The 23,867-nt window shown below is 58.8% G+C and carries 21 protein-coding genes; 11 read left to right on the top strand and 10 right to left on the bottom strand.

Translation table 11 applies throughout. From position 1 onward, the window contains the following. Positions 1 to 31: 31 nt before the first annotated feature. A complete protein-coding gene (locus HKX44_RS12475; protein ID WP_276151653.1) occupies positions 32 to 616 on the top strand; it encodes a DUF1285 domain-containing protein in 585 nt (194 codons plus the stop codon). Continuing rightward, the gene (locus tag HKX44_RS12480) at positions 617 to 1,384 is read left to right on the top strand and encodes a TIM barrel protein (RefSeq protein WP_276151654.1); all 768 of its coding nucleotides are present in this window, start codon (positions 617 to 619) and stop codon (positions 1,382 to 1,384) included. A 183-nt stretch (positions 1,385 to 1,567) separates the two neighbouring features. Here HKX44_RS12480 and HKX44_RS12485 read toward each other — a convergent pair whose 3' ends face one another. The 4 genes from HKX44_RS12485 to HKX44_RS12500 form a co-directional block, all read right to left on the bottom strand. Further along, entirely contained in the window at positions 1,568 to 2,188 is a 621-nt protein-coding gene (locus HKX44_RS12485; protein WP_276151909.1) for a glutathione S-transferase, read from the bottom strand. Positions 2,189 to 2,193: 5 nt separating this feature from the next. Next, positions 2,194 to 4,992: a DNA polymerase I gene (gene polA, locus HKX44_RS12490; RefSeq protein ID WP_276151655.1), complete on the bottom strand. Its 2,799-nt coding sequence runs from the start codon at positions 4,990 to 4,992 to the stop codon at positions 2,194 to 2,196. Positions 4,993 to 5,126: 134 nt separating this feature from the next. Next, positions 5,127 to 5,306 carry a zinc-finger domain-containing protein gene (locus HKX44_RS12495; protein WP_276151656.1) on the bottom strand — a complete coding sequence of 60 codons (180 nt, stop codon included), beginning with the start codon at positions 5,304 to 5,306 and terminating at the stop codon, positions 5,127 to 5,129. A 72-nt stretch (positions 5,307 to 5,378) separates the two neighbouring features. Further along, on the bottom strand, positions 5,379 to 5,843 hold the full coding sequence (locus tag HKX44_RS12500) for a DUF1203 domain-containing protein (protein ID WP_276151657.1): 465 nt from the start codon (positions 5,841 to 5,843) through the stop codon (positions 5,379 to 5,381). 142 nt (positions 5,844 to 5,985) lie between these two features. Here HKX44_RS12500 and gpmI point away from each other — a divergent pair, with 142 nt between their 5' ends. From gpmI to HKX44_RS12515, 3 genes are read left to right on the top strand one after another with little or no spacing between them, the layout of a single operon-like run. After that, positions 5,986 to 7,506 carry a 2,3-bisphosphoglycerate-independent phosphoglycerate mutase gene (gene gpmI, locus HKX44_RS12505; protein WP_276151658.1) on the top strand — a complete coding sequence of 507 codons (1,521 nt, stop codon included), beginning with the start codon at positions 5,986 to 5,988 and terminating at the stop codon, positions 7,504 to 7,506. Beyond that, a complete protein-coding gene (locus HKX44_RS12510) occupies positions 7,503 to 8,630 on the top strand; it encodes a peptidoglycan DD-metalloendopeptidase family protein (protein ID WP_276151659.1) in 1,128 nt (375 codons plus the stop codon). The genes gpmI and HKX44_RS12510 overlap by 4 nt, the downstream gene beginning before the upstream one ends. A 4-nt stretch (positions 8,631 to 8,634) precedes the next feature. Beyond that, a complete protein-coding gene (locus tag HKX44_RS12515; RefSeq protein WP_276151660.1) occupies positions 8,635 to 9,972 on the top strand; it encodes a S41 family peptidase in 1,338 nt (445 codons plus the stop codon). Positions 9,973 to 10,052: 80 nt separating this feature from the next. Here the strand turns inward: HKX44_RS12515 and HKX44_RS12520 are convergent, their stop codons facing one another. Next, positions 10,053 to 11,111: a dienelactone hydrolase family protein gene (locus HKX44_RS12520; RefSeq protein WP_276151661.1), complete on the bottom strand. Its 1,059-nt coding sequence runs from the start codon at positions 11,109 to 11,111 to the stop codon at positions 10,053 to 10,055. A gap of 141 nt (positions 11,112 to 11,252) precedes the next feature. Here HKX44_RS12520 and HKX44_RS12525 point away from each other — a divergent pair, with 141 nt between their 5' ends. Next, positions 11,253 to 12,266, top strand: coding sequence for an AraC family transcriptional regulator (locus tag HKX44_RS12525; RefSeq protein WP_276151662.1), 1,014 nt, complete (start codon positions 11,253 to 11,255; stop codon positions 12,264 to 12,266). A gap of 10 nt (positions 12,267 to 12,276) precedes the next feature. On the opposite strand, the gene HKX44_RS12530 is transcribed toward HKX44_RS12525, so the two are convergent. The 4 genes from HKX44_RS12530 to ilvD all read right to left on the bottom strand — a co-directional run bounded on the left by HKX44_RS12530 (position 12,277) and on the right by ilvD (position 15,909). Next, entirely contained in the window at positions 12,277 to 12,651 is a 375-nt protein-coding gene (locus HKX44_RS12530; RefSeq protein ID WP_276151663.1) for a hypothetical protein, read from the bottom strand. Positions 12,652 to 12,666: 15 nt separating this feature from the next. Further along, positions 12,667 to 13,440 carry a DUF6478 family protein gene (locus tag HKX44_RS12535; RefSeq protein ID WP_276151664.1) on the bottom strand — a complete coding sequence of 258 codons (774 nt, stop codon included), beginning with the start codon at positions 13,438 to 13,440 and terminating at the stop codon, positions 12,667 to 12,669. 143 nt (positions 13,441 to 13,583) lie between these two features. Continuing rightward, on the bottom strand, positions 13,584 to 14,162 hold the full coding sequence (locus tag HKX44_RS12540; RefSeq protein ID WP_276151665.1) for a hypothetical protein: 579 nt from the start codon (positions 14,160 to 14,162) through the stop codon (positions 13,584 to 13,586). Next, a complete protein-coding gene (gene ilvD / locus HKX44_RS12545) occupies positions 14,143 to 15,909 on the bottom strand; it encodes a dihydroxy-acid dehydratase (RefSeq protein WP_276151666.1) in 1,767 nt (588 codons plus the stop codon). Before ilvD ends, HKX44_RS12540 begins: the two co-directional genes overlap by 20 nt. A gap of 129 nt (positions 15,910 to 16,038) precedes the next feature. Here ilvD and HKX44_RS12550 point away from each other — a divergent pair, with 129 nt between their 5' ends. The 5 genes from HKX44_RS12550 to HKX44_RS12570 all read left to right on the top strand — a co-directional run bounded on the left by HKX44_RS12550 (position 16,039) and on the right by HKX44_RS12570 (position 22,620). After that, positions 16,039 to 19,140, top strand: coding sequence for an ABC transporter transmembrane domain-containing protein (locus HKX44_RS12550; RefSeq protein WP_276151667.1), 3,102 nt, complete (start codon positions 16,039 to 16,041; stop codon positions 19,138 to 19,140). After that, the gene (locus tag HKX44_RS12555; RefSeq protein WP_276151668.1) at positions 19,140 to 20,027 is read left to right on the top strand and encodes a CPBP family intramembrane glutamic endopeptidase; all 888 of its coding nucleotides are present in this window, start codon (positions 19,140 to 19,142) and stop codon (positions 20,025 to 20,027) included. The genes HKX44_RS12550 and HKX44_RS12555 overlap by 1 nt, the downstream gene beginning before the upstream one ends. 59 nt (positions 20,028 to 20,086) lie before the next feature. After that, the gene (gene accD, locus HKX44_RS12560; RefSeq protein ID WP_276151669.1) at positions 20,087 to 21,034 is read left to right on the top strand and encodes an acetyl-CoA carboxylase, carboxyltransferase subunit beta; all 948 of its coding nucleotides are present in this window, start codon (positions 20,087 to 20,089) and stop codon (positions 21,032 to 21,034) included. Next, positions 21,031 to 22,305, top strand: a complete 1,275-nt coding sequence (locus HKX44_RS12565; RefSeq protein ID WP_276151670.1) for a folylpolyglutamate synthase/dihydrofolate synthase family protein — start codon at positions 21,031 to 21,033, stop codon at positions 22,303 to 22,305. The genes accD and HKX44_RS12565 overlap by 4 nt, the downstream gene beginning before the upstream one ends. 105 nt (positions 22,306 to 22,410) lie before the next feature. Further along, entirely contained in the window at positions 22,411 to 22,620 is a 210-nt protein-coding gene (locus HKX44_RS12570; RefSeq protein WP_276151671.1) for a hypothetical protein, read from the top strand. Between the two features lie 104 nt (positions 22,621 to 22,724). Here the strand turns inward: HKX44_RS12570 and zapE are convergent, their stop codons facing one another. After that, complete coding sequence (gene zapE, locus HKX44_RS12575; protein ID WP_276151672.1) at positions 22,725 to 23,783, bottom strand: cell division protein ZapE; 1,059 nt, start codon at positions 23,781 to 23,783, stop codon at positions 22,725 to 22,727. Positions 23,784 to 23,867 lie beyond the last annotated feature (84 nt).

A 23,867-nucleotide genomic window follows, 5' to 3' on the forward strand; every position in this document is an offset into this window, starting at 1 on the left:
CCTATCTCTTTCACAGGAAATGGCAAAAGCAATGAGCGGACAAAAAACCGTTACCCCAACTGCAGATACGCTGGCAGAGGCCGCGCGGGCTGCAAAAACACGCGGTTTACCGCCGCTAGAGAAATGGAACCCCCCGTTTTGTGGTGATCTGGACATGCAGATCAAACGCGACGGGACGTGGTTTTATCAGGGCACGCCGATCGGACGCCCGGAGCTGGTGCGGCTTTTTTCAACGATTCTGTGGCGCGAGGGCGACAAGTACTTCCTTGTCACGCCGGTTGAAAAAGTCGGGATCACGGTGGAGGATGCGCCCTTTGTCGCGGTGGATTTTGAGGTGGCCGGTGAGGGAGGTGAGCAAAAGCTGAGCTTTATCAGTAATGTAGGCGACACCGCTGTCGCTGGTCCTGATCATCCGATCCGGGTGGTGCGCGACCCCGAGACCGGCGAACCGGCTCCCTATGTGCTGATCCGGCGCAACCTAGAAGCCCTGATTGATCGCAAGAGTTTTTATCGCCTTGTCGAGCTGGGTACCCATCATGACGGGTGGTTTGGGGTTTGGTCCGAAGGGCAGTTTTTCGGCTTTATCCCGTCAGATGAATTGCCGGACGGCGGGTGAATGCCGTTGAAATTCGCCGCCAACCTTAGCCACCTTTGGCCGGAATTGCCCTATCTTGACCGGTTTGCTGCCGCTGCTGCTGCGGGGTTCGATGCGGTCGAGGTGCTGTTCCCTTATGAGGTGGCAGCCAAGGAGACCAAACGCGCATTGATTGCCAATGGACAGCGGATGATTCTGATCAACGCGCCGCCGCCAAATTACACAGGCGGCGCGCGTGGCTTTGCGGCGCAACCGGAAGTTACTCAGCGATTTCAAAATGATATGCGGCGGGCATTTCGCTATACCGAGGCGCTGGGCGTGTCCTGTTTGCATGTGATGACCGGGGCGGCCGAAGGTGCCGTGGCAAAGCAGACACTGATCGATAACCTGAAATGGGCGGCAGATGCGGCCCCTGGGGGTGTGACCCTGACGCTGGAGCCGCTGAATTCTGTGGCGCAACCGGGGTATTTCCTCAACGATTACGGTCTGGCAGCCGAGGTGTTGCACGCCGTGGATGCGCCCAATGTAGGGCTGCAATTTGACAGCTATCATGCGCAGATGATCCATGGCGATGCGGTGGCGGTATTTGATGAATACCTGTCGTTGATCCGGCATGTTCAGGTGGGAGACAGCCCGGATCGCGGCGCGCCGGGCACGGGGAATGTCGATTTCGTCAGCTTGTTCGACCGGATCGAAATATCGGGATATACAGGCTGGGTAAGTGGTGAATATTCTCCCAACGGGCCGACCGAGGACAGCTTGGGCTGGATGAACCGCGAAACGGATTAACATGCCACGACCCAACTGCTGAGCTTTAGTTAAAGCCTTTGTTTTCAAGGGCGAATCGGATGTGCCAAGCGTACACCCCCGATGCACCCCCGGTACACCTTGCGCTGCACCATTTACGGAATGAGTGGGGATTAAGCCTGCGCGCGCCGGTGTTGCGTTAACGGCATGTAAACGGTCGTTGGATTAATGTGGAAAACACAACGGCGCGTCGCCGGGCTTCCAAAGGGGGAATTTTGGCATGATTTGAGTAAAGGCATCAGAGGTAAGAAAGGCAGTAAGCCAGACGTGGATATTTGGCCATGGCTGTGCGTCAAACCATGGTTTGTCGATAAAGGCGAACTGGCGCACGAAAGGCAGGATTGCGAAATCGGCAAGTGTCGGTTTGCCAAAGATGTGGCCGTTAATCTGCTGATCCAGTTCGGTCAGGAAATCCGCGGCGACAGCGCGGTGTTTTGTCGGATCTTCATCCGGATAACGGGTGGCATATTTGGTGCGATCAAGGGCAGATTTAAAAGGCCCGTCTATCGTGGCAATCAGTGCGTGCCCGTCTTGCGGCATGTCCAACCATCCTGCGGGGTCGGATTGCTGTAAGGCCCAGAACATAATGTCGAGGCTTTCGTCGATCACCAGATCATTGGCGGCCAGCACCGGAACTGTGCCGCTGGGTGAGGTATCGAGGAAAGCTTGCGGTTTGTCGCGCAGCAGGATTTCACGCAGCTCGACCCGAACGCCAGACGACAGGACCGCCAGCCGTGCCCGCATGGCGTAGGGGCAACGGCGAAAGGAGTAGAGGACGGGCTGAATTTTGTTCAATGCGCCTCGGCCCAATTGGCCCCTTGCCCTGCGTCCACTGTCAGTTTGACGTCAAGTTTGACGATGGGGTCATTGGCGTTCTCCATGATGTCGCGGGCGGCTTCGATCAAGGCTGCCTCGTGTCCTTGTTCGACCTCGAAGAGGAGTTCATCGTGGACCTGTAGCAACATTGTGGCGGGCAAGTCTTTGATCGCCGCGGGCATCCGGATCATCGCGCGGCGGATGACGTCGGCGGCAGTGCCCTGAATTGGTGCGTTAATCGCGGCGCGCGCTGCGAAACCGGCATGTGGCCCCTTGGCGGTGATGTTGGGTGTATGAATTTTACGTCCAAACAGGGTTTGCACAAACCCGTGTTCTTTGGCGAAAGCCTTGGTGTTGTCCATATAGGTGCGGATGCCCGGAAAGCGTTCGAAATAGCGATCGATGAACCCCTGCGCCTCGGAACGGGGAATGCGCAGGTTGCGGGCCAGACCAAAACCGGAAATGCCGTAGATCACGCCAAAGTTGATCGCTTTGGCGCGGCGGCGGATGTCGGGTGTCATATCCTGCATTGGCAAATCGAACATTTCGGAGGCCGTCATGGCGTGAATGTCATCACCCCGCGCAAAGGCTTCTTTGAGTGCGGGAATATCGGCAATATGGGCAAGGATGCGTAATTCGATTTGGGAATAATCCAGTGCTACCAATGCCTTGCCGGGTTCAGCGATGAAAGCTTCGCGGATGCGGCGGCCTTCCTCGGACCGGATCGGGATGTTTTGCAGGTTCGGATCGGTCGAGGCAAGACGCCCTGTGGACGCCCCCGCAATGGAATAGGAGGTATGCACACGCCCGGTGTCCGCATTAATATGGGTTTGCAGCGCATCGGTATAGGTCGATTTCAACTTGCTCAGCTGGCGCCAGTCCAACACGCGCGCAGGCAGCTCGTGTTCCGTCGCGAGGTCTTCGAGGATATCAACGCCGGTGGCATAGGCTCCGGTTTTACCCTTTTTGCCGCCCTCGATCCCCATCTCGTCAAACAGGATTTCGCCCAGTTGCTTGGGAGAGCCGACGTTGAATTTCCGCCCTGCAATCTCGTAAATCTCATCTTCAAGTGCCGCCATCTTCTGGGCAAAGGCATTGGACATCCGGCTGAGCGTATCCCGGTCCACCTTGATGCCAGAGCGCTCCATATCGGCCAGCACAGGCACCAGCGGGCGTTCCAGTGTTTCGTACACTTTGGTGACCTGTGCGCTGTGCAGCTGAGGTTTCAGAACCTGCCACAAACGCAGGGTGATATCGGCATCCTCGGCCGCATATGCCACCGCTTTGTCCAGCGGCACCTTGTCAAAGGTGATGGCCGATTTGCCCGTTCCTAACAGCGGCTTGATCGGGATTGGCGTGTGGTTCAGATAACGCTCGCAGAGGGTATCCATGCCGTGATTGTGCAGCCCAGCATGCTGCGCATAGGACAGCAGCATCGTATCGTCGAAAGGGGCGACGGTGATGCCGATCTGGGCAAAGATCTTGGCGTCATATTTCATGTTCTGCCCGATCTTCAGGATCGTCGGATCCTCAAGCATCGGTGTCAGCATACGCAGGGCTTCTTCGACCTTCATTTGCCCTTCGGCCAGATCATCGGAGCCGAACAGATCGTCACTGGCCCCGGCCTTGTGGATCAACGGAATATAGCAGGCCTTGCCCGGCGCTGTGGCCAGCGAAATGCCGACCAATTCGGCGGTCATTTCATTCAATCCGGTGGTTTCAGTGTCGACGGCAACATGGCCGACTTCATAAATCGCATCGATCCATTTTTGCAGCGCGGTGGCGTCGCCGACCTGCTCGTAGGTGCTGGCGTCAAAGGGCACATCGTCCAGCACAGGCGCTTGCGGGGCTGGGGCTGTATCGTTAATCGCCGGCGCGTCCTTGCCCATCTGGTCGGCAATGCGCTTGGTCAGGGTGCGAAACTCCATCTCGGCAAGGAATGCCAGCAAGGTGTCTGGATCGGGGTCGCGCACCTCAAGATCGTCGATCGTGAAATCCAGTGGTGTGTTTTCGTCCAACTGCACCAGACGCCGCGACAGGCGGATTTGCTCTTCGTTATCAATCAGGGTCTGGCGGCGTTTGGGTTGCTTGATCTCTCCGGCGCGTTCCAGAAGCGCATCCAGATCGCCGTATTCGTTGATCAACAAAGCGGCGGTCTTGATGCCGATACCGGGGGCACCCGGCACGTTGTCTACCGAATCGCCAGCCAAAGCCTGCACATCGACCACATGCTCGGGATAGACCCCGAATTTCGCAAAGACCCCCTCGCGGTCAATGCGGTTATTCTTCATCGCATCCAGCATCTCGACGCCGTCGCCAACCAATTGCATCAGATCCTTGTCGGATGAAATGATGGTACAGCGCCCGCCGGCAGCACGGGCCTGAACCGCAAGGGTGGCGATGATGTCATCGGCCTCATAGCCCTCTTTTTCCTCACAGGCGATGTTGAAGGCTTCGGTCGCGGTGCGAGTCAGTGGGATCTGCGGGCGCAGATCTTCGGGCATGGCCTCGCGGTTGGCCTTGTAAAGATCATACATATCGTTGCGAAACGTATGGCTGCCCTTGTCGAAAATCACCGCAACATGGGTCGGCGCGTCCGGCCCTGTGTTGCCCTCGACATAGCGGTGCAACATGTTGCAGAAGCCGGCCACCGCCCCGATTGGCAATCCATCGGATTTCCGCGTCAGCGGTGGTAAGGCGTGATAGGCCCGAAAGATAAACGCAGATCCGTCGATCAGATGCAGGTGGTGGCCTTTGCCGAATGTCATGCGCATATCTCCCTCAGGGCATGGCCCCTTTTGCCACGAAGCCTTTCGCGCTGCCAGCAGGGTTTCTGCGCAACCTCTGTCTTCATCTTGCCAATAAACTCATCTGCCGGTGCGGCGGGCACCAGCAGAAAGGACAGTGCCTAAACTTTGCCTTCAAAATCGGCATGTACAAATTTGCAGTCGCAATACCCGCATTCAACGAATCCCGTGTCCTTGGGGATTTGCAGCCAGACGCGTGGATGGCCAAGTGCCCCTTCGCTGCCGTCGCAGGAAATGCGATAGGTGGTCACGACCTTGGTTTCTGGCGCGGATTGGCTCATGGGGGTGTCCTTGGCTTGGGCTGTATCTTGTCCTTCGTTATGCCGAAACAGGCGTGGCGCGGCAAGGGTTGGTTAGCCCCGGTCAATACGCAACTGATAACAATTGTTCCGCGCCGAGCGCACATGGATGTAAGCGACCTTTGGATTGGCAAAAACCGTCTCGACATAGGCGGGGATGTCATCCGGGGCAACGATTTTACCGGTGCCGTAAGCAACGCGGTCCTGCGCGCAGTATCCTTTGAGCAGGTAATCGGGGGAGCTGGTCAGGATTTCGGGCAGGGATGCGTCACCACCTCCCTGAGCGCAGATGTCGGCACAGAGAAAGATCGGACCGGTTTCAGCGTAGGCATGAAGGGTGTCGAAAGGCCGGTAAGCTAAAATCAGCATCGCCGCGCCGGCGGGAATTTCGCGCAGGCAATGGCGGCAGGGGTTGCCTGTCCCGTCCGAGATGGTGGTTTCACAAGCCATTCCATAGGCGTCGCAAGCACCTTTTTGCAATGCGCGGATTGTGGCGGTGGGCAGGGCGGTAAATTGCATGTTCAGACTCCTCTGTGGGGTCCTGTCTGGGGTATGGGCTGGGCCCCGCCAATCCGGTTCTTGCGCAAGCTTTGGATAAACGGTTCACCCCGCGCATCTAAGGGGCTAAAAGGCGCTAAGAAACCGGCAGAGGTGCGATACGATGAACATCCCGAAACCTGTGGTTCTGTGCATCCTTGATGGATGGGGAACCAGTGCCCATGCCGAGGGGAATGCCCCTTTGCTGGCCGACACGCCGACAATGGACCGGATCCTGCGCGATTGTCCAAGTGCCAGCCTGACAACCTTTGGTCCGGATGTGGGTTTGCCGCGCGGCCAGATGGGCAATTCCGAAGTCGGGCACACCAATATCGGTGCCGGACGGGTGGTGGCGATGGATTTGGGGCAAATCGACCTTGCGATTGAAGAGGGAAGCTTTGCGTGTGAGGCGGCCTTGCTTGAGTTTATTGGCAAGATGAAGGCCAGCGGCGGCACGGCCCATCTGATGGGTCTGGTGTCGGATGGCGGGGTGCATGGCCATGTGAACCACATGATCGCGGCGGCGCAGGCGCTGGACGCCGCGGGCGTGCCGGTTGTGATCCATGCTTTGACCGATGGGCGCGATGTGGCACCACGTTCGGCGCAGGAATTCTTTGATACTTTGCAGGCAGGGCTGCCTGCGGGGGTTAGCATTGTCACTGTCACGGGGCGCTATTTTGCGATGGACCGGGATACCCGTTGGGACCGGGTCGAGAAAGCCGTACAGGCGATTTTGGGGGGGGGGGGGGGGGTGCGGTCGGCAACGGCAGAGGCCGCGGTTGATGCAGCCTATGCGCGGGGCGAGGATGACGAGTTTATTCAGGCCACTGTGTTAGGGGAATATGCCGGAGCGCGTGACGGAGACGGGCTGTTCTGTTTGAATTTTCGTGCGGATCGGGCGCGCGAAATCATGTCGGCGCTGGGCGATCCCGCCTTTGACGGTTTCGCCGTTGGGGAGCGCCCTGACTGGGCGGCCTTGATGGGTATGGCACCCTATTCGGTGGAACATGCAGTTTTTATGACCACCATGTATCACAAGCCCGAGCTGGAAAATACGCTGGGCGATTGGGTCGCGAAGCAGGGTTTGCGCCAGTTCCGTTTGGCCGAAACCGAAAAATACCCGCATGTGACGTTTTTCCTGAACGGTGGGGAAGAGACGCCTTTTGCGGGAGAAGCACGGCAGATGCCGAAATCGCCCGATGTGGCGACCTATGACCTGCAACCCGAGATGTCTTGTGCGGAGGTGACGGACCATTTTGTCGCGGCGATTGAAGAAGGGTATGATCTGATCGTCGTGAATTACGCCAACCCTGACATGGTTGGGCATACCGGTGATCTGGAGGCGGCGATGGCGGCCTGCGCTGCGGTGGATGCGGGATTGGGGCGTGTGATGGACGCGCTTGAAAAGGCGGGTGGTGCGATGATTGTTACTGCGGATCACGGCAATTGCGAGATGATGATCGACCCCGAGACCGGCGGGGCGCATACGGCGCATACGCTGAACCCCGTGCCGGTTGCGGTGGTGGGTGGCCCCGTGGGCGCGGGTTTACGTGACGGGCGGTTGGCCGATCTTGCGCCAACGTTGTTGCAGTTGATGGGCCTGGAGCAGCCGCCTGAAATGACCGGTGTGTCGCTGATCAAATGAAGCGGTTTGTCCTTATTCTGGCGCTTTGGTGGCCGGCTGTTGCCACGGCGCAATCCACCGAGGAACAGGCGCGGGCAGCGGTGTCTGCGTTAGAGGCAGCATCGATCATGCTAGATCAGGCTGATGGGGCGCGGGACAGGGTGCGGGCGCTGACCCGCACGATTCAGGCATTTGAAACCGGACTGGGTGCGATGCGGGCGGGGCTGCGGCAGGCGGCGATTAACGAGGCGCAACTGACCACCAAGCTGGCTTCGCGCGATGGCGAGGTCGCCGATTTGTTGGGGGTTCTGCAAAGCATGGGCGGGGCGCCGTCACCTGTCATTTTATTGCATCCCGAAGGTCCGACCGGCACCGCGCGGGCGGGGATGTTGCTGGCCGAGCTGACGCCGGCCCTGAACCGGCGCGCCGATGCGCTGCGCCGTGATCTGGAGAATGTGCAGACCCTGCGCGCTTTGCAGACGGATGCGGCGAAACGGCTTCAGCTTGGCTTGACCGAGGTGCAGGCCGCCCGCACCGCGCTAAATCAGGCGATGGCGGAGCGTACAGATTTGCCAAAGCGGTTTACCGAGGATCCGGTGCGGACCGGCATCCTGATTGCCTCGACGGAAACGCTTGATGGTTTTGCCAGCGGGCTGTCCGAGATCGTTACGGATGAGGTTGAGCCGGCCCCTGTCACATTGGACGGCCAGATCGGCGCATTGCCGCTGCCGGCGCAGGGGCTGGTGTTGCGTCGCGCGGGCGAGGCGGACGCCGCCGGGGTGAAACGCCCCGGTTTGATCCTGGCCACACGTCCGGGTGCGATTGTCACCAGCCCGACGGCGGCGACGATCCGTTATGTTGGCGGGTTGCTGGATTTTGGCAATGTTGTGATTCTGGAACCGCAGGCCAATACGCTGTTTGTCATTGCCGGTCTTGATGTGGTTTACGGAGAGACAGGGCAGGTGATTGCAGGGGGGACGCCGATCGGTTTGATGGGCGGCGCAATTGCACAAACGGGCGAAGAATTGTCACCGCTTCGTGAAGGGGCTGGCACAGAGCGTTCAGAAACGCTCTATATAGAAGTCAGAGAAGAAAACACGCCACAGGATCCGGAACTATGGTTTCGAACGGACGAGGATGGATAACGAGATGAAGAAGTTTGTAATGGCGGCCCTCGGGGGCACGGTGCTGGGGGTGATTGCCACGACCCAGATCGCGGCGCCGCTGCTGGCGCAGGAAAGCGCTAAAACCGAAAACGTCTATGAGCAGCTGGACCTGTTTGGTGATATTTTCGAACGTATTCGCGCCCAATATGTCGAAGAGACCGACAGCAGCGAGCTGATCGAGGCGGCGATTAACGGTATGCTGACATCGCTTGATCCGCATTCAAGCTATCTGTCGCCCAAGGACGCGGCCAAGATGCGTGAACAGACCCGCGGCGAGTTCGGCGGTCTGGGCATTGAGGTCACGCAGGAAGAGGGCTTTGTCAAAGTGGTGTCGCCGATTGACGGCACGCCAGCGGATGAAGCGGGCATCGAAGCGGGAGATTTTATCACCCATGTAGATGGCGAGACCCTGTTGGGTTTGGTGCTGGATGATGCGGTGGAATTGATGCGCGGGCCGGTGGGGTCGGAAATCGTGATTACCGTGGTGCGCGAGGGCGAGGCAGAGCCCTTTGACGTGACCCTGACCCGTGCCACGATCCAGTTGACCGCGGCGACAGCGCGCACCGTGGGCGAAACGGCGGTGCTGCGTTTGACCACGTTCAACGAACAGACCTATCCAAAAATGAAAGAGGGGCTTGAGGCCCAGATCGAAGCGGCCGGTGGTATCGACAAAATCAACGGTATCGTGCTGGATCTGCGCAACAACCCCGGTGGATTGCTCAATCAGGCAATCGCCATTTCGGATGCCTTCCTTGAAGAGGGCGAGATCGTCAGTACCCGTGGTCGCGAGTTGGCCGATGGCGACCGTGTGAACGCAACGCCCGGTGATCTGAGCCAAGGCAAGCCGATTGTGGTGTTGATCAATGGCGGGTCTGCCTCCGCCTCCGAGATTGTCGCGGGGGCCTTGCAGGACCATCGCCGCGCCATCGTCATCGGGACCAAGAGTTTTGGCAAAGGATCGGTACAAACCGTGATGCCGCTGCGTGGAAACGGCGCGATGCGTCTGACAACGGCGCGGTATTACACACCATCGGGCCGCTCGATTCAGGCGCTGGGCGTATCACCGGATATCGTTGTCGAGCAGCCGCGTCTGAAGCCGGAAACAGAGGACGACGACGAGAACCTGTTGCGTCCGCGCCGTTCGGAGGCGGATTTGCGCGGCAGCCTGAATAATGACAGCCTGACAGAGGATCAGGTCAAACAGATCCTTGAAGACCGCACCAAGGCAGAGAAAGCTGCGGAGCTGCGCCAGGAAGATTATCAACTGGCCTATGCCATTGATATTCTCAAGGGCTTGTCAGCGCTGGGACCAAAGGAGTGATCTGACCTTTTTCAATCAGATCAGAGATGTTGCGCAAGGCGGCGGAGAGAGGTCTCCGCCGCCTTTTGCCTTCTGTGGTGTCAAAGCATGGCTTGCAGATTGGCGATGATGATCTGCGTCAGCTGTTGATGGATATCGGCCCGCGATCGGCCACCGGCGTCATCACACAGGGGGTCAAGTTCGCCTTCATTCGCCAAAATGGCCGCGCCCTTGGGCTTGCATTGGGCCAGAAAGCTGAAGTGGACGGCATCGGGCACGGCCAGATAACGCGCTTGCGGGATCAGCGCGGCAGCCTCTTTGGCATAGACGCCAAGCGGCACGGTTTCCTCGGCCCCGAGATTGATCACCAGCATGGGGGTCTCGATCTGTTTCAGGCTTTCGGCGGTCATGGTTTCGACAATCCCCGGATCCACGATCACGGCGGTTTTGATGCGCGGGTCGGTTAAATCCTGCGCGGCAGGGGATAAATCCATGCTGTGCAGATCAATGCCGAAATGCGCGAGGAAGGCGCAATCCGACATGCCGTGGTCTGTTTCATCGCAAAAGCGCTGTAGCAGATCGGGGTTCACCCGCGCGCCGGACAGGGCCATTGCCGTGTACCCCCCGGCAGAAAAGCCCAAACTGGCGATACGGCTGGTGTCGATATAGGGGAAGGCGTCGGGGTGATCGGTGATTTCGTCGAGGACCGCCGATACATCCTCGGGCCGTTCCCAGACCCGCACCGCCGCCTCGGCAGAGGCATTGCCGGTGGTCGTGCCGGGGTGGTTGGGCAGGACAACCACAAAGCCTGCCTCTGCCAAGGCAGAGGCGATCCATCCAAACTGGCCGGCATTTCCTCCGGCACCATGTGAAATCACGACCATCGGGTGTTTCCCCGCGGCGTGCGGGGCATCGCGGCCTGCCGGTGTGCCATAAAACACGCCGTTGCCCCCCACGGTGACGGCGCGCCCGCCCGGCTGAGCAGGGTACCAGATGTGAAAATCCACCTCGGTCTGGCGCACGGGGGCAAAGGCCGCGCCATAGGTGATTCCGGTTGTGCCGGCATAGGGCGGGCGGGTGATTTCATATCCGCCCCATGCCGCCGCGCCCATGGCGGCGAGGAGGGCGGCGGTGCTGGCAAATCGCTTGAGGGTGAACATGCTGTGGTCCTTTTGATGAAAGTGATGCAGCAGGCCTAGGCAACGGGCGGGCAGCGGGCGTCCTGAATCGCGTTTCAGGTCGTCCTGCATCACGATCAAGGATATGCAGGGGGCGAAATCAACCGGATGTGACGGCCTGCCATGCTCTTTGTTCCTTTGCCGCTATTTGCTACTTTCGCGCTGTGTTTTGTGCTTGTGCGGCTTTGGGTGACGCGCGACATGTCGTTGCTTGCGCATCGGCTGTTTGCGCTGGTGGTGGCGCTTTACATGGTACAGTCGCTGCTGCTTTGCCTGCGTTGGGGATATGAAATTGACGCCATTGCGCCGCTGATTGCCCTGCTTGCACCCTGCCTGCCGGTTTGTGCCTATCTTGCCTATCTGTCGCTGGCGGACACGCTGTCGCAGCGCAATCTTTGGCCGTTGGCGGTGATCGCGGTGAATTGGCTGGTGTGGTTGGTGCAACCGGTGCTGGTCGATATGCCGATCCTGCTGACCTATCTTTGTTTCGGGGTCTTGTTGCTGGGCCTATCAAGGGGGGGCAGTGATGCGCTGGCCCTGTCACGGATTTCCGATGCGGTGGGGGCGTTGCGGGCAATGCGTCTGACCGGGCTGGCGCTGGTCGCGTCGAGTTTTACGGATGTTTATCTGATCTACGAGTTTGTGCAGAACGACGGGCGTCACGCGGCCCTGATTGTCACCTTTGTGCAGACCGCCTTTGTGCTTGTGATCGGTTTGGCCGCCGCTCTTGGGCAAACGGCGGCGGGGGAACCGGCTGATATGGAAGAGGCCCGCCCAAAGCCTGCGGCGACAGATGAAGACAGCGAGATCATCGCCCGCCTGACTGCCTTGTTCGAACAGGAGGGATTGCACCGCAATGAAGAGTTGAGCCTGCGCAAGCTGGCGCGGCGGCTGGGGTTGCCGGATCGGCGGGTATCGAATGCGGTGAACCGTTTGCGGGGTATGAACCTGTCGCAGTTCGTGAATGATTTCCGCGTGGACGAGGCCCGCAAACTTTTGCTTGAGACGGATAAATCCGTGCTTGAGGTGTCACTGGATGCAGGATTTGCGACCAAATCCAACTTTAACCGCGAATTTGCACGGGTGACTGGGCAAACCCCATCGGGCTGGCGTAAACAGGCGCGCGCCGGGCTTTAGGGTCAGGACCCTAGGTGGTCTCGACGCAGTGACGGCGGAAGGCGCTTTTGAGCATGTCCAGCTCGGCGCGCAGCAGGTTCATCTCGGCGCGAATGTCGTCGGCCAATGCCTCGCCGGCGATCAGGGTAATGTGGCCGATCTTTTCGTTCGCTTCCACGTCGCGGATGATCAGGGTCTGCACCCCGTCGGCAATCGCTTCCGGCGGGATTGGAACGGAAAGGGTCCAGTGATCGGCGCTTTGGTTATGGGTCAAGACCAGATCGGGCACCTTGGTGTTCTCGTGGGTCACCTCGATGTGCGGTTTGTCCTCGTCCACGCCACCGGTGATGATGCCCTGCCAGACGCCTTGTTTCATTTTGGTTTTGGTCAGTTGCAGCTGTGACATAGGGTACGGCCCTTCCTAGAGATGCGCGCGCGGACGGCGCGAGAAGGTAAGATCCCGCAGGACTACCTGATTCATTTGCGGGCCTTCAAAGATCAGATCGATCCACGCCCGTTCGACCCGTTTTTCGTTCAGGTTGGAATAGGCCAGATCGAATTCGACCCTGTGGTGTTCCCCGCTGAGCGGTAGTTCGCGCACGATTTGTTCGGTGTTGGGCCCGTGTTTGATGTTGAGGCGGGCGAATATTTCCAGCGGTTTTTCCATCTCGACAATCGCATCCATGCGCAACAGATGGGTGCGTTTCAGACCGTTGGTGCCCGCTTCGGGCAGGTCCACGACAAGCGACAGGAAAGACCCGTCGAACTGGAACACATCCAGTCGCAGGCCATAGGGGGCCAGATCCGCCTCGCGCAGATTACGCAACTGGCGCAGGGTCAGTTCCGAAAACTCGCAGTCGTGAAATAGCGTAACTTCATCGCCCAGCATGGATTTTGTCTGTACCGCCGACAGTCCCGGTGTGGGCAGCGGGCCACGCCACAATTCGGGGCGCCATGCCCAATCTGCATTATGAGGTTTGGGGAAGCTGGTTGAGCCGATCATTGGCAGTGCAAGGCGTTCGTCAGCGGTATGGATCAGCTTGTCCAGGTGGGTGCGCAGGGCGCGTGCCCGCGTCCGTTGGCGCCGCAGCAGCGGCAATTCGGTTTCGGAGGCGCGCCGCGCCGCCTTGGCCCAGCGTTGGAAATTGCGAGAGAACACTTTGCCGTCCAGAAAACTGAGAGAGATTTTGGACATAGGTGCGTGGGTCCTGACGGATTGGGCTGATTTGCAAGGACTTTATCGAGGCGGCCTTCTGCATTCAAATAGATTGGCGACAATCCCTTGCAAAAATCACGGGTGTCGCTGAGGGGGAAACAGGGGGGCGGGGCCGGAAATGATTATTCCGACCCAAGCCCGCTGATCATTCGGTCGAGAATTTTGCGGCCTTCTGCGCCGATGGCACGTCCGCCTTTAGGTCCGAACAGCGCCAGAGAAATCATCTGGGATCCTACCCGCGCGGTGCCGCGCCAGTGGGTTTCGCTGAGGCCTTCGGCAGGGGCCGGGCCGCTGGCGCGAAAGGTCACGCTGCGGTCTTTAATAACAGGGTCTGTCACCGTTGCCAGCCGCAGGGCGGCCGCGGTTTCGCTTGGTGTTGGCACCGTCGCACTTGCCGAGGAAAAGCTGGCGGTCAGGATGCCCGCCGGCGCATTGGCCGCTGCTTCCGGCGCGCCCAGACTTTCGCAGCGTGTCATCAGTGCAAAGTTTTGTTTGAGGGAGGTCCTGTCGATACAAAAGCCTTCTGGTGCTGCCAGTGTCACAGCGCCAAAAGCCATTTTTGCCTGCGGCATCGCCACAACTTTGGTCGTGGCTTTGCCGTCCGGTTTTTGCAGAAACGCGACACCCTGACCGTTCTCGCAGGCTGCGAGGCTGGTCAGGGTGAGGGCCGTAAGCGCGTTTTTACAGCTCCATGTAATCATGGGTTTCCGCCTTGCCGCCGGGATGGGTAACAGCGCCCAGATAGGTCGGGCCGACCAGCTGTGCGTATTTCCACAATGCGCCTGAGGCATAGTTGGTATCGCGCGGGCCGGTCCATGCCGCCTTGCGGGTGGCCAGCTCTTCCTCTGAGAGATCGACCGAAATCGTTCCTTCGATGGCATTCAGCGTGATCATGTCGCCGTTTTTCAACAGGCCGATGGGACCGCCCATCGCGGCCTCTGGACCGACGTGACCAACACAGAAACCGCGGGTCGCACCGGAGAAACGACCATCGGTGATCAAGGCAACTTTTTTGCCCATGCCCTGACCGGACAGCGCCGCCGTGGTGGCCAACATTTCGCGCATTCCGGGGCCGCCACGCGGACCTTCGTTGCGGATCACAAAGACGTCGCCTTCGGAGTAGGTGCGGTTCTGAACCGCCTCGAAAGCGTCCTGTTCGCATTCAAATACCAGCGCGGGGCCAGTGAAGATGATGTCTTCCTCGGCCATGCCGGCGATTTTCACGATGGCACCTTCGGGGGCAAGGTTGCCCTTGAGGCCAACAACGCCGCCGGTTTTGCTGATTGGGTTGTCGATGGCGTGAATCACTTTGCCGTCCGCTTCGCGTTCGATCCGATCCAGTTCTTCGCCCATGGAGTAACCTGTTGCGGTCAGACAATCGAGGTGGATCAGGCCGGCCTTGCGCAGTTCCTTCATAACCACTGGCACGCCGCCTGCTTCATAAAGGTCCTTGGCGACATAGGCACCGCCCGGCTTCATGTCGACAAAGTGCGGCGTGTCCCGGAAGATTTCGCACACGTCTTCGAGGAAGAATTCGATGCCGGCCTCATGTGCCATGGCGGGCAGGTGCAGCCCGGCGTTGGTGGAACCCCCGGTGCAAGCCACGATGCGGGCGGCGTTTTCAAAGGCTTCGCGGGTACAGATGTCGCGGGCACGAATGTTCTTTTCGATCAGGTTCATCACTGCGGCACCTGAGGCCACGGCATATTCGTCACGCGATTTGTAAGGTGCGGGGGCACCGGAGGAGTTTGGCAGCGCAAGGCCGATCGCCTCAGAGACGCAGGCCATGGTGTTGGCGGTGAACTGGCCGCCACACGCACCGGCAGAAGGGCAGGCAACGCGTTCGAGGATTTCCAGTTCGGCCTCGGTCATGGTGCCGCCCTGCCAGTTGCCAACCGCTTCGAACATATCTTGTACGGTCAGGTCGCGGTCTGCAAAGGCGGCGGGCACATCCGCACCTTCGGGCGCTTTGCCCGGCAGGATCGAACCGCCGTACATGAACACAGAGGGCACGTTCAGGCGGATCATTGCCATCATCATGCCGGGCAGGGATTTGTCACAGCCGGCAAGGCCAACCAACGCGTCATAGCAGTGGCCGCGCATGGTCAGCTCAACAGTGTCGGCAATCGCCTCACGCGATGCCAATGACGAACGCATGCCCTCGTGGCCCATCGCGATGCCGTCGGTGACGGTGATGGTGGTGAATTCGCGGGGCGTGCCCTCTTCGCGTTTTACACCGATTTTCACGGCTTGGGCCTGACGGTTCAGAGCAATGTTACATGGCGCGGCTTCGTTCCAGCATGTTGCGACGCCAACCAGGGGCTGGTGAATCTCCACATCGCTCATGCCCATCGCATAATAATACGACCGGTGCGGCGCGCGTGCGGGCCCTTCGGTGACGTGGCGGCTAGGTAACTTGGATTTGTCAAAACGTTGGTTGGTCGACATGGCGTGGCTCCCTGAAAGTCGTTTTTACCGGAATAGTCGGGTGGCGGCGGTGCTGCAAGGCCAAGTCATTGAGTTGTAATGACGCGGCGGCAGGCCTAGTTACGTCAGAACCCCAGTGAAAGACAGCCTATGGAACGCAGTATTTTCTCCTTTATCTGGAAGTATTCGCGCCGCGAACAGATGACACTGCTGGCGTTTACGCTTTTTACCTTTCCGTTCCTCTACGCCACTTTGGAACTGCCCAAGCGGATCATCAACGATGCCATCGGGGCAGAGTTTGGCATGGTCGAGGTGTTTGGGACGCAAATCAGTCAGGTCCAGTTCCTGATGGTTTTATGTTTCGGGTATCTGTCGGCGGTGCTGGCGCATGGGGTTCTCAAGATGCGGCTGAACACCATGAAAGGTGTTCTGGCGGAACGGTTGTTGCGGCGGTTCCGCTACCGGTTGATTAGTCGGATGATGCGGTTTCCGCGTAGTTATTTTCAGAACACCAGTCAGGGTGAGTTGGTGTCGATGGTGACATCAGAGGCCGAACCGATGGGCGGTCTGATGGGGGATGCGGTGGCACAACCGGTGTTTCAGGCCGGCCAGATGTTGATCATTGTTATGTTCCTGTTCCTGCAATCGGTCTGGTTCGGGCTTGCTGGTATTGCGTTGATTCCTTTGCAGGCGTGGTTAATTCCGATGTTGCAGCGCCAGATCAACCTGCTGAACAAGGAGCGTATCAAAGAGGTGCGCCTGTTCGCTTCGGAGATCGGCGAGACCGCTGCGGGCATCACTGATTTGCGCACCAATGGCGGTTGGCGGTATCGGTTGGCGGCCTTCACTGACCGGTTGGGGCGGTTGTTTGGTATCCGTTTCAAGATTTATCAGAAAAAGTTCTTTATGAAGTTTCTCAACAACTTCATCACTCAGTTGACGCCGTTCTTCTTTTATTTGGTGGGCGGGTATCTGGCAATCAAGGGCGAGATCACTGTCGGGGCTCTGGTTGCGGCCCTTGCCGCCTATAAGGACCTGAGCAATCCCTGGAAGGAGCTGTTGGCCTATTATAACCAGACACAGGATATGGCGCTGCGCTGGGAAGTGGTGAACGAACGGTTTGCACCGGCCAATATGATTGATGCGACCCTATTCGAGGGGGCACCGGAGGAAATACCGCACCTGCGCGGTGATATCGAACTGACAAAGGTTTCGATGCGCAATGAAAGCGGCGATTTGGTGCTGCGCGACATATCGTTGAAAATTCCGGCGGGCAGCAAGGTTGCCTTGCAGGTCTCGAACCAGACCGAACGGACCATGCTGTCTGAAATCCTGACACGCGAGGTCAACCCGACTCGGGGGCAGGTTTCCATCGCGGGCTATGATCTGGCCGGGCTGCATCAGGCGGTTGTCGCGGCGCGTGTCGGCTATGCGCAGGCGCAGCCCTATCTGTTTCAGGGCGATGTCGGCAGCAACCTGTTGATGCCATTGCGCACCAGCCCCAAGACGGTGCTGTGGGATCCCAAGCACAAGGATCGCGCCACCATTGAGGCGCAGCGCTCTGGCAATAGTCCTGACAGTACCCGTGCCAATTGGCTGGACCCTGAAATTGCCGATCTGGACACGCAGGAAGATGTTTTGGCCTTCTGGTCAGAAATTACCGAGGCGTTGGGCACGGCGGATACGATATTCGAACGGATGCTGGACGCGCGGATCGAAGCGGAAAACCACCCCGAGCTGACCCGCCGCATTATCGGTCTGCGCGACGAGGTTCACCGCCGTCTTGTTAAGGAAGGGCTGGACAAGGTGATCCACCGCTTTGATCCCGAGAAGTTCAATCCCGCAGTTCCCTTGGGGGGCAACCTGATATTTGCGGCCCCGCGGTATGATATCACGCAGGCGTGGCTTGCGACGGAACAGACCTTTCTTGCCATGATCATTGATCAGGGGTTGGCCGAACAAGCCATCGCGATTTCACAGACGCTGGTCGAGATGTTGCACCGCACCTTTGGCCGGGACGGCACGGACCATCCGTTGTTTGTTGCTTTGGGCATCGAAGAAACACTGTATGAACAGCTGGTGGATATCGCGCAACGCCGCCGCGACAAGGGGGATCAAGCGCTTTCAGCTGAGGAATTCTCGCTGTTGCTGACCGTGCCCTTTGCCTTCACCGCAGAGCAGATCGGCCCGGCCTTTCCTGAAAACTTCAAACGCGAGATTTTGCGCATTCGCAAGCATAAAGGCCCTCAGTTGCGGGCGCAGGTCGAGGATATGTTCGTGCCGGTCACGCCGGATAACTATCTGCCACGGATGACAATTTTGGAAAACCTGATCTATGGCCGGTTCTCTGCGGTGGCCGGATTACAGGCCGATCTGGTGCGCGATGTGGTGTCTGATGTTTTGGCAAAACATGATTTGAAGCGGCGGGTGTCACAGACCTTGTTTGACGTGCCGACCACGATTGGCGGCGCAAATTTGCCGGCGGCGTTCCAGCAGCGTGCCGCTTTTGGCCGGGCTGTGATCAAACGCCCGGATGTGCTGGTGCTGAACCAATTGCTGGTGGGCAACGATGCCGAAGCACAGGCAAACATTCGGGACCGGCTTAGCACATTGTTGCCCCAGACCACGCAGATTTACATCAACGATACATTTGCCGCGCCGGAAGATTTCGACATGCATGTCGAAATTAATAACGGGCAGGTGGATGGCGTTGAAACAACCGAACAGCCGGAGCTGGAAGAATCTGCCTCGGACGATCTGCGCCGCAAGCTGCGGATCATTTCGCGCAACGATCTGTTTGCCTCGCTGGACCGGCGCAACCAGCGCCTGCTGGCCTTTGCCGCGCAGTGGTACACTGCCGAACCCGGTCAACGGATATTCTCGGCTGGCGAGCGGGCGGATGCAGCGTATCTGTGTCTTTCGGGACTGGCAGAATTGGGCAATATCGATGAAAGCGGCAACATGCGCCATGTATCGGACGTAACGCCGGGGCGCTTGATTGGGGATCTGTCGATCATTCTGGACGAGCCGCGCCAGCTGGATCTGGTTGCGGTTGGTGAGGTCAGGTTTTTGCGGATCGGTGCAGAGCAGTTTCGCGCGGTTGTGGAAAGCGACAGGGTTGTTCTGTTGAGCTTGCTGCGCACCGTGGCGGGATATCTAAGCGGGGCTGCCGAGATTTTGATTGCGTCGAATATGGATATTCCACGGGATGTGCGCCCGCCGCCGCCGGCACTGCCGCCTGAGGGTGCGTGATGTCTGCGTACCACCTGCATGACGGATTTATTGCGCCCGCCCGCCGCCATCCTGCGCTGTGGCGGTTTGTGCTGGGTTTGGCTCTGGCCTTCTTTGTCTATGTATCGCTGAACCAGATTTTCTTTCAGACGGTGCTGGGCCTTGCTGGTAATAGCCCGCAATTTCTGAGCGATGTCCGAACCGGTGCGACCCCTGCGGGGATGTATGTGCTGTTGTTCAGTTTTGTCTTTATGGCGGCGGGTGTCGGGGTCAGTGCGCGCCTGTTGCAAAACCGGTCTTTCCAGACCCTGTTGGGGCCCCTGCCGCTGTTAAGGCGTGATTTTCGATTGGTGTCACTGGCGGTTCTGGCGGTCCTCGCGGTGGTCATCGTGTTACCGCCTTGGGACATGGGCGGTGCCTTTGTGCAAAACCTGCCCTTTGCCCGGTGGTTGGTTATTTTGCTGCCGTCCCTGGTTTTTGTGCTGATACAGGTCAGCGCCGAAGAGATTGTTTTTCGCGGTTATGTCCAGCAACAGCTGGCGGTGCGGTTCCGGTCTCCGTTAATCTGGATGGTGCTGCCGTCGGTCCTGTTCGCGCTGGGGCATTACCTGCCGGATCTGGCAGGCGAAAATGCGTTGATGATCGCGGTCTGGGCTGGTGTGTTCGGTATGCTGATGGCCGACCTGACTGCGCGGGCGGGATCGTTGGGGCCGGCCATTGCAGTGCATCTTTTGAATAATGTGTCGGCGATGATGATTGTCTCGCTGCCGGATGAATTGGCGGGGCTGGCCTTGTTTCTGACGCCCTTCGGGATGGAGGATACCGCGGCGCTGCGGCAATGGCTGCCGGTAGATTTTGCCATGATGTTCGTCCTGTGGCTGGCGGCGCGGGTGGCCATCAGGCGCTGATTGCAATTTCGTCGCGGCACGCTTATCTGAGTGCAAACCAAGGTATCAGGGACAGTCGCATGAACTGGATCAACAACTACGTCCGTCCACGGATCAATTCGATTTTTTCGCGCCGGGAAACGCCGGACAACCTGTGGACCAAATGTGATGAATGCGGCACCATGCTGTTTCACCGCGAGGTGTCCGAGAACCTGAACGTTTGTACCAACTGCGGCCATCACATGCCGATTGCCGCGCGCGAGCGGTTCACCTCGCTGTTTGACGGCGGCGTTTTTGTTGAGGTTGATGTGCCGGCCCCGACGCCCGATCCGTTGCAGTTTCGTGATCAGAAGAAATATCCCGACCGCCTGAAGGCGGCACAGAAATCCACTGGTGAAACCGAGGCGATGCTGGTTGCAACCGGAGATATGGGCCGTACCCCGATTGTGGCCGCCTGTCAGGATTTCTCGTTTATGGCGGGATCCATGGGGATGTATGTGGGCAATGCCATTATTGCTGCGGCGCAAGAGGCGGTAAAACTGAACCGTCCGTTGATCCTGTTCTCTGCCGCTGGCGGGGCCCGTATGCAGGAAGGCATCCTGTCATTGATGCAGATGCCGCGCACCACGGTTGCGGTGCAGATGCTGAAAGAGGCGAACCTGCCCTATATCGTCGTGCTGACGCACCCGACGACCGGCGGTGTCACGGCAAGTTATGCGATGTTGGGGGATGTGCATATTGCCGAACCCAACGCATTGATTTGTTTTGCCGGTCCGCGGGTGATCGAACAGACCATTCGTGAAAAACTGCCCGAAGGGTTTCAGCGGGCCGAATACCTGCTGGATCACGGGATGCTGGACCGTGTAACACCGCGCACCGAATTGCGTGACGAATTGATCAACATCACCCGTATGTTGCTGGGTCTGCCGCCGGCAGTGCGAGGCGATTTGCCGGCCCCGCAGGAAGGCGGCGAGCTGGATCATGCGTTGTCGGATGTCGAACCTGCGGAAAGCACAACAGCGAAATGACCACAAAATCATCGGATGTCATCCTTGAGCGGATGATGGCTTTGCACCCCAAGGTGATGGATTTGACCTTGGATCGGATGTTTCGCCTGCTTGAGGCCTTGGGCAACCCGCAAGAGAGTCTGCCGCCGGTTATTCATCTGGCCGGGACCAACGGCAAGGGATCGACCCAGGCGATGATCCGCGCGGGGCTTGAGGCGGCGGGGAAAACCGTTCACGCCTATACTTCGCCGCATTTGGCGCGGTTCCATGAGCGGATCAGACTGGCCGGAGATTTGATCAGCGAGGATGCGCTGACGGCATTCCTTGATGAATGCTATGTTGCGAATGACGACAAGATGATCACCTATTTCGAGATCACCACGGCTGCGGCGCTATTGGCTTTTGCCCGCACCCCAGCTGATTTCACCCTGCTTGAAGTCGGGCTGGGCGGGCGGTTGGATGCGACCAATGTCACGGATAAGGTTGCGCTGAGTGTGATCACGCCGGTGTCGCTGGACCATCAGCAATATCTTGGCGAAACACTGGCCGAGATTGCCGGCGAAAAGGCGGGCATCATCAAACGTGGGGTGCCCTGTGTGGTGGGCCCGCAAGAAGATGCCGGGCTTGAGGTGATCGAAGCCGTCGCCGCGCGCAATGGTGCGCCGTTGCTGGCCTATGGCCAACAGTGGCATGTGGGCATCGAGGCCGGGCGTATGGTATATCAGGATGAACAGGGGTTGCTGGACCTGCCGCTGCCCAATCTGCTGGGCGCGCATCAGGTGCAGAATGCCGGTGCCGCACTAGCCGCATTGCGCCATTTTGGCGTAGACGAGGCCGCTTGCGAGGCTGCGGTGACCCAAGCCTATTGGCCGGCGCGGATGCAGCGGCTGAAAACCGGCGCTCTGGTCGAGATCGCGGACAAGGCAGAGCTGTGGCTGGACGGCGGGCATAACGCCGCCGCGGGGCACGCGCTGGCGGCGGTTTTGGCACAGGGTGCGGCGCGCCCGACCCATCTGATTTGCGGTATGCTGAACACCAAGGACGTGACCGGCTATATGCGCCCGCTTGCGCCCCATGTGCAAAGCCTGCGTGCGGTGTCGATCCCCGGTGAAGCGGCAACCCTTTCAGCGCAGGAAACCGCCACAGCCGCCGGCGACGTGGGCATGACGGCATCTGAAGCGGAAAATGTCGAGGCGGCATTGCGTGACATTGTGTCATCAGAGCCGGAGGCACGGGTGCTGATCTGCGGCTCACTGTATCTGGCTGGTGCAGTTTTGCGTCAGAACGGATAATTTTACGCAGTTTGTTTTCACAAACCCCTGAAGAGTGACTAGGATTCTTGCAAATCAGGCGCACCGCTGCGGTGTGACAGCTGATCGTTCATGGGGGTGAGCAAGATGAATCAACAGGATAGACGTACCCGGGAACAATGGGATGTGACCGACAGGCCGAAACCGGCAGATCGACGCGGTTTTTCGCAAATCGTTTTCGTGATGTTCGGTCTGGCGATTATCGTTGGCGGCATCTGGACGTTGTATATGGGCGATGCGCCCTATCATCCGCAGGATTTTGTCACACGCGACAGTCTGTCCCTGACCGGCAACTGAACCTATTGCGCCCGACCTTAAACATGAATCCCCAATACCCTGCCACGCTGCGCGTTTTCGGGACATCGGGGATACGAAATGCTTCAGGTTAACGGCCGGACACTTTAGCCGCCCCAGCCTTCGGCCTGCATCTCGCGCAGGCGTGATGCCGTGCGTTCAAATTCAAAGGTGCCTTCGCCTTCAAGGTACAGCATTTCCGGCTGCGCGGCGGCAGAACAGATCAGCCGCACTTTGGCCTCATAGAGCGCATCAATCAGCGTTACGAACCGTTTGGCCTCGTTAAAATTGCTGCGCCCCAAGGTGGGGATGTCATCCAGCAGCAGAACCCGCACTGCGTCGGCCAGCGCCAGATAGTCCGCAGGACCAAGTGCGGTGCCGCACAGATCATGGAACCGCGCACGGCCCATGCCATTGTGATACTGGGTGATTTTCACGTCACGCCCTTTGACCCGCAAAACCAGCGGCGCACCTGTGCCGCCGGCCAGATCATCCCAAACAGCATCCATTGCGGCGCGCGCGGTCGCATCCACGGGGGAAAAATAAACCTGTGTGCCGGCCAATCGGTCCTGTCGATAGTCCTTTGGGCTGGCCAGCTCATGCACGACCATCTTGTCTTTGATAAGCTCGATGAAAGGCACGAAAAGATCACGGTTCAGCCCGTGCTTATAGAGGTCATCCGGCAAGCGGTTTGAGGTGGTCACGACCACAACACCGGCGGCAAACAGGGCCTGAAACAGGCGACCCACAATCATCGCATCGGTGATGTCGGTGATTTGCATTTCGTCAAAGGCCAGCAGGCGTACCGAGGCCGCCACATCTGCGGCAACGGGGGCAATTGCATCATCTACACCGGTTTTGCGTACCTCATGCATGGCGCTGTGAATTTCCTGCATGAAGGCGTGGAAATGCACCCGCCGGGCTGGGATACCGTCCAGATGATCCACAAACATATCCATCAACATGGATTTCCCACGCCCGACACCGCCCCAGAGGTACAGGCCCATTGGCGGCTCGGGGGCCTTGCGAAACAGCCCCTTTTTGGCGGGGGCAAGCAGGGCGTCGCGGATGCGGTCGAACTCGGGCAGGACCGCCTCTTGTGCCGGATCGGCGTGAAGCGTGCCGGTGGCAATCATGCTGTCATAAGTTTCGCGCAAGCTGGTCATCTGTTTCCCATAGCGCAAATCCGAACAGCTTGGAAAGCGGTTCTGATCACGACGGGTGATCCCCACATCACAAGGGTTGATTTG

It is taken from the genome of Sulfitobacter sp. M05 (assembly GCF_029285175.1).
GTDB lineage: Bacteria > Pseudomonadota > Alphaproteobacteria > Rhodobacterales > Rhodobacteraceae > Sulfitobacter.

Bases quoted from the DNA above. Each gene is read 5' to 3' on its own strand.
- HKX44_RS12475 (WP_276151653.1), top strand. From the start codon at position 32: ATGAGCGGACAAAAAACCGTTACCCCAACTGCAGATACGCTGGCAGAG.
- HKX44_RS12480 (WP_276151654.1), top strand. From the start codon at position 617: ATGCCGTTGAAATTCGCCGCCAACCTTAGCCACCTTTGGCCGGAATTG.
- polA (WP_276151655.1), bottom strand. From the start codon at position 4,992: ATGCGCATGACATTCGGCAAAGGCCACCACCTGCATCTGATCGACGGA.
- HKX44_RS12495 (WP_276151656.1), bottom strand. From the start codon at position 5,306: ATGAGCCAATCCGCGCCAGAAACCAAGGTCGTGACCACCTATCGCATT.
- HKX44_RS12500 (WP_276151657.1), bottom strand. From the start codon at position 5,843: ATGCAATTTACCGCCCTGCCCACCGCCACAATCCGCGCATTGCAAAAA.
- gpmI (WP_276151658.1), top strand. From the start codon at position 5,986: ATGAACATCCCGAAACCTGTGGTTCTGTGCATCCTTGATGGATGGGGA.
- HKX44_RS12510 (WP_276151659.1), top strand. From the start codon at position 7,503: ATGAAGCGGTTTGTCCTTATTCTGGCGCTTTGGTGGCCGGCTGTTGCC.
- HKX44_RS12515 (WP_276151660.1), top strand. From the start codon at position 8,635: ATGAAGAAGTTTGTAATGGCGGCCCTCGGGGGCACGGTGCTGGGGGTG.
- HKX44_RS12520 (WP_276151661.1), bottom strand. From the start codon at position 11,111: ATGTTCACCCTCAAGCGATTTGCCAGCACCGCCGCCCTCCTCGCCGCC.
- HKX44_RS12525 (WP_276151662.1), top strand. From the start codon at position 11,253: ATGCTCTTTGTTCCTTTGCCGCTATTTGCTACTTTCGCGCTGTGTTTT.
- HKX44_RS12530 (WP_276151663.1), bottom strand. From the start codon at position 12,651: ATGTCACAGCTGCAACTGACCAAAACCAAAATGAAACAAGGCGTCTGG.
- HKX44_RS12535 (WP_276151664.1), bottom strand. From the start codon at position 13,440: ATGTCCAAAATCTCTCTCAGTTTTCTGGACGGCAAAGTGTTCTCTCGC.
- HKX44_RS12540 (WP_276151665.1), bottom strand. From the start codon at position 14,162: ATGATTACATGGAGCTGTAAAAACGCGCTTACGGCCCTCACCCTGACC.
- ilvD (WP_276151666.1), bottom strand. From the start codon at position 15,909: ATGTCGACCAACCAACGTTTTGACAAATCCAAGTTACCTAGCCGCCAC.
- HKX44_RS12550 (WP_276151667.1), top strand. From the start codon at position 16,039: ATGGAACGCAGTATTTTCTCCTTTATCTGGAAGTATTCGCGCCGCGAA.
- HKX44_RS12555 (WP_276151668.1), top strand. From the start codon at position 19,140: ATGTCTGCGTACCACCTGCATGACGGATTTATTGCGCCCGCCCGCCGC.
- accD (WP_276151669.1), top strand. From the start codon at position 20,087: ATGAACTGGATCAACAACTACGTCCGTCCACGGATCAATTCGATTTTT.
- HKX44_RS12565 (WP_276151670.1), top strand. From the start codon at position 21,031: ATGACCACAAAATCATCGGATGTCATCCTTGAGCGGATGATGGCTTTG.
- HKX44_RS12570 (WP_276151671.1), top strand. From the start codon at position 22,411: ATGAATCAACAGGATAGACGTACCCGGGAACAATGGGATGTGACCGAC.
- zapE (WP_276151672.1), bottom strand. From the start codon at position 23,783: ATGACCAGCTTGCGCGAAACTTATGACAGCATGATTGCCACCGGCACG.